The sequence below is a fragment of the Cellulophaga omnivescoria genome, assembly GCF_001999725.1.
Taxonomy (GTDB): Bacteria; Bacteroidota; Bacteroidia; order Flavobacteriales; family Flavobacteriaceae; genus Cellulophaga; species Cellulophaga omnivescoria.
This window is the reverse complement of record NZ_MDDP01000002.1, coordinates 1-13,225: the sequence shown is the minus strand read 5'-3', so window position 1 is coordinate 13,225 and position 13,225 is coordinate 1. Positions and strand designations below refer to the sequence as shown.

At 33.3% G+C, this 13,225-nt stretch carries 5 protein-coding genes and 1 rRNA gene; 4 read left to right on the top strand and 2 right to left on the bottom strand.

Annotation, left to right across the window (positions count from 1 at the left end):
• Positions 1 to 50 precede the first annotated feature (50 nt).
• Entirely contained in the window at positions 51 to 3,239 is a 3,189-nt protein-coding gene (locus BFJ87_RS01070; RefSeq protein WP_077398795.1) for a SusC/RagA family TonB-linked outer membrane protein, read from the top strand.
• 10 nt (positions 3,240 to 3,249) lie between these two features.
• Positions 3,250 to 4,779 (top strand): RagB/SusD family nutrient uptake outer membrane protein, encoded by a 1,530-nt coding sequence (locus BFJ87_RS01065; protein WP_171974448.1) that lies wholly within the window; start codon positions 3,250 to 3,252, stop codon positions 4,777 to 4,779.
• 144 nt (positions 4,780 to 4,923) lie between these two features.
• Here BFJ87_RS01065 and BFJ87_RS01060 read toward each other — a convergent pair whose 3' ends face one another.
• Complete coding sequence (locus BFJ87_RS01060) at positions 4,924 to 5,628, bottom strand: hypothetical protein (protein WP_077398790.1); 705 nt, start codon at positions 5,626 to 5,628, stop codon at positions 4,924 to 4,926.
• A 1-nt stretch (position 5,629) separates the two neighbouring features.
• On the bottom strand, positions 5,630 to 9,892 hold the full coding sequence (locus BFJ87_RS01055) for a T9SS type A sorting domain-containing protein (protein ID WP_077398788.1): 4,263 nt from the start codon (positions 9,890 to 9,892) through the stop codon (positions 5,630 to 5,632).
• A gap of 304 nt (positions 9,893 to 10,196) precedes the next feature.
• Here BFJ87_RS01055 and BFJ87_RS01050 point away from each other — a divergent pair, with 304 nt between their 5' ends.
• On the top strand, positions 10,197 to 12,170 hold the full coding sequence (locus BFJ87_RS01050; RefSeq protein WP_077398786.1) for a putative porin: 1,974 nt from the start codon (positions 10,197 to 10,199) through the stop codon (positions 12,168 to 12,170).
• Positions 12,171 to 12,864: 694 nt separating this feature from the next.
• Positions 12,865 to 13,225: ribosomal RNA gene (locus BFJ87_RS16940) — 16S ribosomal RNA — on the top strand; the annotation flags it as partial.

Sequence of the window (13,225 nt, the reverse complement as noted above, 5' to 3'; positions counted from 1 at the left end):
ATAGTACAAGGGGTTAAAGGAAAGCTAAAGCTAACTCAAAACTAAATTAAATGAGAAAAAAAGTAACTTGGATTTTAACACCCTTACTGGTGATGTTAATGAGTTTCTCTTATGCGCAAGAGAAAACAATTACAGGTAATGTAACAGACCAAAATGGTTTACCATTGCCTGGTGTTTCGGTACTGGTTGTTGGTACAACAACTGGTACGCAATCAGATTTTGACGGTAACTATACCATAAATGCAAAAGTAGGTCAGGTTTTGCGTTACAGTTATATTGGTCAAAAAACAACACAAAGAACTGTTGGGACTTCAAGCACAATTAATCTTCAAATGGAAGAAGATGCAGAAGCGCTAGAAGAAGTTGTGGTAACTGCTTATGGTACTCAAAAGAAAGAGTCCCTTACTGGGTCTATAGCAGAAATTAAATCAGAAGAAATAGCTAAAGTGGCATCTGGTAATGCGGTAACAGGTTTAACTGGTAAAGTTTCTGGTGTTCAAATTTTTTCTAACTCAGGACAACCTGGTACAGCACCTACAGTTAGGTTTAGGGGTATAGGTTCTTTAAACGGATCTTCTGCGCCTTTATATGTTGTAGACGGTGTTCCTTACAACGAGTCTATTACATCATTAAACCCAAATGATATAGAGTCTATTTCATTCTTAAAAGATGCTGCAGCTGCTGCTTTGTATGGAAATAGAGGAGCTAATGGTGTTATTATTGTAACAACAAAAAAAGGTAAAGCGGGTAAAGTAAGTGTAAACTTAGATGTTAGAACTAGTTTTACCAGTAGAGCTGTTAAAGATTATGATGTTATGGATGGGGCTGGTGAGTATTTGGAGGCTTATCATAAAATGCTTAAAAGTAATGACATTGTAGAGAATGGCACAGATGAAGCTACTGCTGGCTTAAATGCTTCTGCAAATTTATTTGATGGAGCACAAGGCTTGGTTTATAATCCTTTTGGAGGTGATAGAACAACTGTTATAGACCCTACAACGGGTAAATTAAGATCTGGTAACCAGTTATGGACATCAGATTGGGAAGATGAGTTGTTTAACAACGGTAGTGGTATACAGTCTTTATACGCAAGTATTGCCGGAGGTACTGAAAAAGCGAAATACTTTTTCTCTGTAGGTAATGAAGATAATACTGGGTATAACATTAATACCGGTTTTAAAAGGTTAACTTTAAATATGAATGTAAACTCTCAAGTGAGTGATAACATTAAATTGGGGATGTCTGCTAATTATGCTAACAGAGAGCAAACAGGAACTTTAACTAATAATATTACAGGTAATTTTGCTTGGGTTAGAAATATAGCGCCTATATATCCTGTTTTTGCTGTAGATCATGCTACGGGGCAAACGGTTTTAGATGACAAAGGAAATCCACTTTGGGATTGGGCAGATGTTACATCTCCAAATGCAACTGCTGGTAGGCCATTTAATGGTTTTTCTAATCCGCACGCTCTACAAACACTAAATGTAAATAAATCTGTAAGAGATAATTTAACGTCAAGGGCTTTTGCAGAAATTAACTTTTTAAAAGATTTTACATTTACATATAATTTTGGTTTAGATCTTGCTTTTTATAATACCACAAATTATACCAATAAAATTGTTGGTAGTGCATCTCCTGCAGATGTAAACGGTAGATTATCAGAGCAGTTTGGTAGAGGTACTACTTATACTAATCAACAATTATTAGGTTGGAAAAAAACGATAGGAGAAGATCATAACCTAGATATTTTGTTAGGGCATGAAAACTCAGATTACAACTTTAAATTTTTAGATGCCAATAAAAAAAATCAGTTTATCTCTAATGATATTTCAGCTAGTTTATTTGCAGAAAATGATGGAGCAGGTAATGTAACTGGTGGTCCTACAGAATACCTTTTAGAAGGTTTTTTTGCGAGAATGTTGTACGACTTTGATAATAAATATTACATAAATGGTAGTTTCCGTAGAGATGGTTCTTCTGTTTTTGCAGAAGAAAATAGATGGGGTAACTTTTGGGGAGCTGGTTTAGCTTGGAGAGTTTCTAAAGAATCTTTTATGGATAATGTAAATTGGATTTCTGAACTTAAACTTAAATCTAGTATTGGCCAGCAGGGTAATGACTATGTTGGTTACCCAGACAATACTGCTGTTAGAAATTATGCACCTTACTTAGATCAGTGGGATGTAACTACAGATGGTGAAGAGTTTAACTTAAATAAAACAGTTTTAGGTAACAGAGATTTAAAATGGGAGACATCTACCAATTTTAATGTTGGTTTTGAACTTAATATGTTTGACAATAGGGTTCGAATAGAGTCGGAATATTTTGAACGTAAAATAACAGATTTAATTTTTAACAGACCTTTACCTAACTCTTCTGGTTTACCATCTATACCAGAAAACGTAATGGATATGCAAAATGTAGGTTTTGAAGCTAGTATTTCTTATGACATTATTAGAAACAAAAACTTAAACTGGACGGTAGATTTAAATGCAACTCATTATAAAAATGAGATAACTAAACTTGCTCCTGGAAGAGAATTTATAGATCCGGGTACTGTATACAGATGGGAAAAAGGTAGTAGTGCTTTTGATTATTACATTAGAGATTTTGTTGGCGTTAACCCAGAAAATGGTAATGCAATTTGGTATACTTCTAGTGAATTTGAAGCAGACGGTACAACACCAATTATAAACAACCAAACCGAAGATTACTCTGTAGCGTCAGAAACTAGTTTAGGAAAATCTGCTTTACCAGATGTTAATGGTGGTTTTACATCATCACTTACATATAAAAACCTAGATTTTAGTTTTGCTCTTTCTTACCAATTTGGAGGGTATGCTTATGATGCAATTTACAACGACGGCTTTGGCGGTGGTATTGGAGAAAACTTTCATAGAGATTTTAATAAATCTTGGACATATGACAATACAACAGCGCAGTTACCAAGAGTTATAGATGGCTCTAGAAACTATAGTGTATCAGATTTATTTTTACAAAAATCAGATTTCATTAGTCTTAACGATGTGTCTGTTGGGTATACTTTACCGCAAGATGTTACTAATAAAATAGGTTTAAGTAAAGTTAGAATTTATGGTTTGGGTAACAACTTAGCTTTGTGGACAGCGTCAGATATACAAGGTTTTGATCCTAGAGCAAGTGTTACCGGAGGTAACAATTCTGTAAGGTACGCAACATTAAAAACGTTTACGTTAGGTTTAAATGTTAATTTTTAAAAGTAAAAAAATGAAAAAAATATTAGTAATAGCTACAATGTTAGCAATATCAGCTAGCTGTAGTGATGATTATTTAGAGTCAGATTTAGAAAACATAGTTACAGATGCAACCATTGCAGAATTAGCTGAAGAGTCGCCAGAAGCTTTATTGTCTACCGCAAGTTCTTTTGATACTGGTACAATAAATAATATGAGAACCTTTAACGTAGCAGGCTCTGGGGGTAACCATAACGATTATGGCCAAAAGTCTATTGATTTAATGATGGATATTATGTCTAATGATATGATAGACTCTAACAATGGCTGGTGGTATGATGATTTGTATAAATACATTGGTAGAACCCAAGAATCTGGTACAGAAACTAATACAATTTGGGATTATTACTATGAAATAATTAAAGGAGCAAACCAAACTATTACACTTATTGGTGGATTAGATGAGTCTGTATTAACACAAGATTTAACCTATGTTTTGTCTAGATCAAAAGTAGTAAGAGGATTGGCTTACTTGCAACTGATACAAATTTACCAAAAAGGAAACCCAGCAATGTCTGATGCTGGTGTGCCAATTATAGATCCAACAGCAGATTTAGTTAACGGGCCAGGTTTTGGTAGGTTAACTGTGCAGGAGGTTTATGACCAAATAGAGGCAGATTTAAAAGAAGGTTATGATGGTCTTGAGGGTTTTACAAGACCAGATAAGACTGTTATCAATCAAAATATTGCAGCTGGTTATTTGGCTCGTTTTTATTTATTGTCTAAAGATTATACTAAAGCAATACAATTTGCAGAAATAGCAAAAGCAGCCGGATCTTTAGCGGCAGATCAGTTATTAGATGGTTTTCAGTACATATCTAACCCAGAGTGGTTATGGGGAGCAGATATAAATGGAGATACATCATCTATCTATGCATCATTTTTTGCGCAAATACAATCGTACTCACCAGTACAAAAAAGCGCTATTGGTGTAACACCTGGTTATACAGGTCAGTTAGGTCATCACAGAACTGTAGATGTAAGGTTATATAACGCAGTATCTTCTACAGACGTACGTAGCAATTGGTTTGGGCCAGATAACGGTTTTATTGATCAGCCTAAAGAAGGTCAAATTTATAATTATAAGTTTTATGATGATACTTTTTTTGAGGCAGATTATGTTTATATGAGAGTTGCAGAAATGTACTTAATTATTGCTGAAGCCAAAGCCTCTAACGGAGATGACGCTGGTGCAGCACAAGAATTATATGATTTGGTTTCTACCAGAGATAATGCTTATATGCTTTCAACAAATTCAGGTAATAGTTTAATGGAGGAAATTAGGTTGCACAGACGTATAGAACTTTGGGGAGAAGGATTTGGTTTGTTAGATATGAAACGATGGAATGTTGGTCTTGTTCGTGATTTTGAAGGTACAACACATCCAAATAGTCCATCTTCCTTCTTTAATATCCCTGCGGGTGATGCTCGTTTTACTTTTCAGATTCCAGAAACTGAAATTAATTTAAATGACGCTATTACTCCAGCAGATCAAAATCAATAGTATATAAGTAATATTTACTTTGTTTTATTATTAGCCCAGATTATTAATTCTGGTATCTGGGCTTTCAATTTGTTTTAGTCGACATATAAAAAAAGCTCTTAGATTAGTTTCTAAGAGCTTTTTTGTGCATTACTGTTAACGTTATTATTCCACTTTAAATTCAAATATTTCCGAATTAGAAGTGTTGCCTTCATTGTCTTTAGTAATTACTCTCCAATAATAAATAGTATTGGTTGTAACATTTGTGTTAATAGTAGTTTCTGTAGTTACTCCTATACTTGTAGTTGGTGTGTTATCCGTTCCAAATAATATTTCATAATCAACTATATCATCATCTACATCTTCACCAGACCATTTTAATGATACTTCATTAGTTGTAGCAATAGTAGCGCCTCTTGTAGGGTTAATTGCATCTGCAGGAAAAGGAGCGTAATTTTCTGTGCCAATACCTTGGTTGTAAAATTTCCAGACGTCACTAGTTGCCGTTTCTGTAGTGCCAGACGCTTTAGATGTTACAAACCACTCGTAAGGAGTTCCGCGGTCTATAATAACAGCATTAAAAGTAGTGGTAACTGTTTTTGTTATAGTATTACCGGTATTTAAATTTTTAATGTTAATCTCATAACTGTCTGTATCTGCAGCATCACTCCAGCTAAATTCTACAGAGCTTTGTCTATCACTTACAATAGTTCCTTCATTACATTCGGTGTTATTTTCAGGAAAAACTAATGTTGTTGGTTTTGGGGCAGCAGTGGGTGCTGGCGTATCTGTTCCTCCATCATCTCCGCCGCCACCGCAAGAGGCCAAAATTAAAGCACTAATACAAGTAAATTTATATAATGTTTTCATATTATTTTCTTATTATTTTATAAGTAAGTATAGTTTGTTGGGTTTTTATATTTAAAACATATACACCTCTAGATAAAGAGTCTACATTAAATTGTATAAAACCGTTATTTAATTTATGATCTTTTTTGTATACTCTGGTGCCATTTATAGTGTATAATGCAAGTTCTACTTGGGTTACATTTGGTCTGTTTAATTCTATGGTTAAATCTCCACCTTTAATTGGGTTCGGGTAAATAAAAATATCTGTGCTAGAAATTATACGTTCTTCATAAATTCCTTGGCAGTCTTTATCTGTTTTTATACTAATTTTATTTTCAATTTTATCTAACGGTAAGGTAATTTCGTTTTTAGTAGTGGTATATGTTTTATTATTTATGTTGATGTTATAGACCTTACCTCCAGTTAAATTAAATGTTACACTATTAGAAACAGAGTTTACTGCAGTTGTTACCGCTAGTGGTTCTGGTTCTGAAATAGATACAGTAAAACAATTTTGATATTCTGGTTGGCCATCAACAGTAATACAAATAGTATAGTTACCTAAGGCTAAATCATTAAAAGAAACTTCATTGGTAAATGTTTTAGAGTTATTAACACTGCCGCTTATGGTTGCCGTATAATTTAAAGGCATTTCTGCTGTAATATTAACAGCTCCGTTATTACTAGATATACAACTTTCAGCAATTGTTTTTATTCTAAAATTTGAAGATGGTAACGAAAATATTTCACATCCATTTACATTTACAATAGTGTTTTCTGGCGTTGTAGGGCACAAGTCTAAACTGTCAATTACACCATCATTATCATTGTCGTTATCACAAACATCTCCTACGTTATCGTTATCTAAATCTGCTTGGTCTGGGTTTGCAATTAAATCACAATTGTCATCTACATCTAAAATACCATCATTATCGTCATCTGTGTCGCAAACATCACCAATACCATCTCCGTCTGTATCTAATTGGTCTGCGTTGGCAATAGTAGGGCAGTTGTCGTCTACATCTAAAATGCCATCATTATCATCATCATCGTCATCTTGTTCGCCTTCTAGAACAAAATCATCTATAATAACACCTTCTTCTGATACTCCTGGGTCTGAGTGAAAAACTATTCTGAAAATAATATTTTCTTCTAGGCTTAAATTTGGTTCTCCTAACGCTGCATTTGTATTAAAGTTGTAGCTATATTCTGTTAGGGTTGTATTGGTGCCTGTCCATTGTTTACCAGGGCAATTTTGGCAATCGTCAGCAACACCAGATATTGCATTTGTTCTGTTACTGTTGTACCAGTTTGGTTGGCTATTAATGTTGCCCAAAACATTCCAATCTATACCTTGGTTTGTAGAGTATTCTACATAAACCACATCCCAGTTTTCTTCTAGTTCATATGCCATTTTAAACTTTAACACAGGATTTGCAATATTGGCTATATTGTAGCAATTACTAATTAAATAAGCTTTAGTGTTGTTTGGGTGGTCGCCATCCAAATTAGTGCCATAAACATTGGCTCCAGAGCTGGCAGTGTTTAATAAAGTGCCATTAGGAACTCCTTTTTCCCATAATAATGCGTCACTAGATTCATTGTACGTAAGTAAGTACTCATCCTCACTATCAAAAGTATTTACAACATTAGCATTTCCGTCTCTGTTTATATATAACGTACTGTTTTTAGAGTTGTTTGTGTTAAAAGTGTCATTTGTTATTGTAGCGGCTACTTTTAAAGATGATTTTCCAAAGTCTGTTGTATTTATAGCAGGTAAAGGTATTGTAGCTGTTTCCTCAAAGTTTAAAGCCCCTGTCCAAACATAAGTTAACTCTGTATTGTTTAGTCCATATGTAAATGTAACTTCTGTAATTAGGTTTGTTCCGTTATTTTTAATGGTTGCTATGGGTGTAATTTCTCCGCATAAAACTGAATTTATGGAAGGAGATATAGAAATTAAGCTAACATCATTATCTGGGTCCCTAGTTGGTAAAGGAGATTGCCAAACACCTCTGCCGTATGTTGCGGCAGTAATAATATTATCTGTGGTATTAATATCAATATCGCCTATAGCTACATTTGGTAAATTGGTATCGTACTCTTCCCATTCTGTAAGCGTATCATCTAGCCTATAAACACCTAAACTTGTGCCAACAAAAATTGGATTGTCTTGGTGTAAGCCTTGGTGGGCAATGCTAAAAAATGCTTGGTCTGTAGGTAAATTTAAAGTAATATCTTCTAAAGTAACATCTGTGCCATCTGTTGTAATTTTATAAACTCCACGACTAAATGGTTGTCCAGATAATGCTATTCCTACTCTGTTTGAAGTAGTCGCGTATAGGATAGAGCTATCTAAGTTGTTTATAGCTAAATCTGATATGTTTCCAGGCAATGATATATACGAGGTAAAATTAAGCCCATTATCATCGCTTTTATAAATAACATTATTGTTAACAGCATAAATAATATCAGGATTAAGAGGGTCTGTTTCTAAATCTTCAATTTTACCAAAACCAGCAGAAGTACTTGTTTTTGTCCAATTAGTACCTTCTAACTTGTAAATAGCATCAAAACCGGCAAAAACTTCACCTCTACTATTAATGGCTAGTGGTGTTATCCAATTTCCATCTATATCTTCATTATCTGCATTTTTAGGAGGACCTAATTGAGCAATGTTTTCGCCAGAATTAGATGAAATATTTAAAGAGCCTCCGTTTTGTGTAAACCCATATATTAAATTGTTATTATTAGGGTCTATTACATTGTCCATACCATCACCACCATGATAATTATTCCATTGGTTGTTGTTAAATACATTACCTCCATTATCTTGTAAACCACCTATCATTTTAGATGAATCGTCTTTAGCTACAGATATTCTGTAAAACTGACCAATAGACATTCCGTTTGTTACATCTGTAAATGTTGTTCCGTTGTTTTCAGATACATATAAGCCGCCATCACTACCACAAAAAAGTTTAGAGTTAAACATTTTTAGGGTATGTATATCTGCGTGGGTATAAGCACTATTGTTAATTCCCCAGTTATTTAGTTTTCCAAAGCTATTTCCTCCGTTTGTACTTCTCCATACATTTAGGCAACCGGTAAATAAGGTGTTTTCATCTGTTGTAGATACTTCTAAGGCCAAATCAAACCAAGCTTGGTTAGACTCTAAAATATCTGTATTATTAGATGTTTTTGTAAAAGTTGTTCCGCTATTTGTAGATTTGTAAATGCCCTGAAATGTATAGTCTGTATTTGCACTTAACACGTATACAAAGTTTTCATTAGCGGGTGTAACACCTAAAACCAGCCTACCAGAGCTTGTTGGCAAATTACTGGTAATTGTGTTAAATGTTGTACCACCATCTGTAGACTTATAAAAGTTATTAAAATCAACGGCATAAACAGTATTACTATCGTTTGGTTTAAGCTTAAAATCGGTAATATTTTCTTGTAATGTATTTACCCATGATACACCTCCGTCTATAGTTTTGTATAGTCCGTTATTAGATGCTACCCAAACAATATTACTATTTGTAGGGTCTATGGTAATTTCATTAGTTAAAAATGATATCCCAGAAGAAATTGTATTTGTATTTAAACCAGTTTCATTCCAAGTATTTCCGCCGTCTGTAGATTTAAGCACTCCAATACTATAGGAGTCTGCAGCATCATCATCACCTGTAGAAATATAAATTACATCAGAGTTATTAGGGTCTATAGCTATACCAGATACGCCAATTTGTAAAAAATCAGACAATAAGTTTGTCCAACTTGCACCAGCATTTGTAGATTTCCAAATACCACCAGCAGGCGCGCCTGTGTACCAAACATTTTCATTATTAGGGTCTACGGCTATTGCGTTTATTCTTCCGTTGCCGGGTAGTCTGCCGGCAAAAACATTGCTAGTAGTGGGGCCAACAGATGTCCAGTTGCTGGTAGGGTTTACCTTATTGGCAGTGCTTATTTTTGTCTTCCAGGCATCATAAATTTGTTTGGATGTTGGTAGGTAACCATTTGTATTTTGATAGTAACTCCAGTAATTATGCCATCTCATAAAAGGTTTGTAGCCACTACCTTTCTCTTTTTTATTTCTATTAATCCAATAATCATTAAATGAACTAGTGAGTTCATCCATAGTCATATTGTTGCTATTCTCTTTAGAGGCTGTATTGGCTTTTTCTTTCTTTAGATTTTTCATCCAAGGAGCTGCTTCATTAAATTGGGCAAATGAAAATGAACAGCTCATTAAAAAAAGCATAAGTAGTTTTTTTGTCATCTTAGTTTGTTTGGTGTTTAAGTTTATGGACTATAAATTTTTGGTTTTATTTAACATTTTCATGTAGTAAAAACGCTAAATATCCTAATTAATAGTTCTATTTACAAGGAAATAGCATTTTTTTGTTAAAATACTCTTAAAATACTCTTAAAATACTCTTAAAATACTGCAGCGAGTTAGCTTAGTGAACATTTGTTAATTTATAGTTTTAATCTTGTTGTCTAAAGGTTAGTCTGTAAAAGGTAACAAAACTTTCACAGATAATTAAATGTAAAAAATTACCTTTGCTTATATTTTTTTATAAATGAGATATATTGTACTTGTATTTTTACTTTGGGGAGCAATCGCTGGTGCGCAAAATCCAAAACCGACTAAAAATAATTTAGGTTCTAAAGGTGAAGAAAAGCCAGGTAAGCTTTTAAAGGATGGTGAAGAGGAAAAGCCTAGTGTACAAGAGTATAAAATATTTACCATAAAAAGAGATACTACCTTTTTGGATACTACTTTAAGTATACAAAAAGAGTATAAGTACAACTACTTAAGAAAAGATGGTTTTGAACTTATGCCATTTGCAAATATTGGAAAACCGTCTAATAGGTTAGGTGTAGATTTTGATAGTGAATCTATGTATCCTTCTCTAAATTCATCTGCATTAACAGATAATTACTGGAGTATAAATCAAATTAAATATTACAAAGTTCCAACGCCTTTAACAGAGTTAATGTTTAAAACTACAATGGCCCAGGGGCAATTGCTAGATGCTATGCTAACATTTAATATGTCTCCTCAGTTAAATATTTCATTAGGTTACAAGGGTTTTAGGTCTTTAGGTAAATACAACTACGATCAGGCATCATCTGGTAATTTCACAGTTACTTCTAATTATACATCTAAAAATAATAGATATTTATTGTTAGCACATATTGCGGCTCAAGATGTAACTTACCAAGAAAATGGAGGATTAACAGATGGAGATACTCAGTTTGAAACCGGAGATGATGAATTTACAACTAGAGATAGGTTAGATGTAGCTTTTATAGATGCAGAAAGTATTGTATTAGGAAAAAGATATTTTTTAGATCAGCAATATAAGTTAGTTAAAAAGAATGAAGATTCTATAAGCAGTATTATAGCTACATCAATAGCTGTTGGACATCAGTTTAGTTATGAAACAAAATTCTCTAAATTCAATCAAGATAACCAATATGATTATTTTGGAGATACCTTTTTAGATGAGACAAATGATAAAGCTCATTTGCAAACAACATACAATCAATTAAACACTACGTTTTCTAACAAATTATTAGGAAGGCTAAAAGGTTATGTTGGTATTTATAATTATAACTACTTTTTTAAAAGTTTATTAATTACTCCAACAGGTACAATAGATAATCAGTTAAGAGGAACGGAAATATCCTTAGGTGCTGCTTATAGCAAAAAAATAGGGGAATTTAATTTAAAAGGAGAGGCTGCTTATAATGTATCAGGAGATTTAGGAGGTAGTTTTTTAAATGCAGAAGCTACCTATATATATAAGGATAAACATAAATTTAAGGCAAGTTTACATAATGAGTCTAAAATGCCTAGTTTTAATTTCTTGCTTTATCAAAGTAATTATCAAAATTACAACTGGCAAAACACGAATAGTTTTGATAAACAAAATGTAAATAGTTTAAATTTTCAGTATAGCTCTAAACCATACGGAACATTATCTGCCAAGTACACAAATATAGATAAGTACACCTATTTTGCTTCTACAGCTACAGAGGAACAAATAAATAATGGTCAAGAAAACGCATATATAAAACCGTTTCAAGAAAGTGCTTCTGTTGGATATTTAAAAATAAAATATAATAAAGAGTTTAAGTTTGGTCGTTGGGCATTAGATAATACAGTAATGTATCAAAATGTATCACAATCTAACTCCGTATTAAATGTACCAGAATTTGTAACCAGAAATACGTTGTACTTTTCTAAAGATGTATTTAAAAAAGCTATGTTTATACAAACAGGTGTTACATTCAAGTATTTTACAGCGTATAATATGAATGCTTATAATCCTGCTTTAGGAGAATTTTACGTTCAAGATCAACAAAAACTAGGAGCATACCCTATGTTAGACTTTTTTATTAACGGAAAAGTAAAGCAAACAAGAATCTATTTAAAAGCAGAACACTTTAATTCGTCCTTTACGGGTTACGATTTTTATTCGGCACCAAATTACCCGTATCGTGACTTTGTTATACGTTTTGGATTGGTATGGAACTTCTTTTCTTAATTTAAACCCTGCATCACTCTCGTTTATTACCTATTATTTTAATAGTTTTCTAGCTCGATAATCGCCATTCAATAGTTAAAGTAATAGGGATTAAAAGCAGTTAAAACTCGCAGGTTGATATTTTCTAAAAAAGCATCAAAAAAGAATAGGTTTTAAGTGCCTGAAAAATAGCGTGGTAAAGCTTGTTTTAAAAATACTTTTAAAAAAGATGTAAAAAAGACTTGTGATGTTTAAAAATGGGAGTATATTTGCAGCCGCTAACGGATAAATGAGTAGTTATAAAGTTGGTGAAGTTCATTGATTAGGTTGTGAAATTAGTATTGTAAAAAGGTTAAAAAATAAGTTTGCAAAAGCTTGTTTTGTAGCAATTAAAAATACTATTTTTGCATTCCCAATTTACTAGGGTTGTTAAAGCGAAAATAAGCATTAAAATAATTTAAATTTTTATTTTGCCAGTTTAAAAAAAACGTTATACATTTGCAACCGCTTTCAGAGAGGGTAAGAGTTAAGAAATTTTGGAATGATTATATTGTTAATCAACTAGTTCGAGTCTAGTATTTCTACAAGAATTAAAAGTTCATTTGACATATTGAAGAGACAGCAAAATAATGCTACTTAGTAGTATTATTGAATTAAAAAAGAGAATGAGTTTGGTTTTAGACGATTTTAGGTTGTTAAGAATATTTACAAAACAACGATGAAGAGTTTGATCCTGGCTCAGGATGAACGCTAGCGGCAGGCTTAACACATGCAAGTCGAGGGGTAACAGAGGAGCTTGCTCTTGCTGACGACCGGCGCACGGGTGCGTAACGCGTATACAATCTGCCTTGCACTAAGGGATAGCCCAGAGAAATTTGGATTAATATCTTATGGTTTATAATTATGGCATCATATTTATAATAAAGGTTACGGTGTAAGATGAGTATGCGTCCCATTAGTTTGTTGTTAAGGTAACGGCTTACCAGGACTACTCGGGGTCGGTGACGTTGGATGGGGATCACCCACACGGTTAGCGCGACCAGGACAAGACAACACAGAGCGGGAGCGGCGAGGAG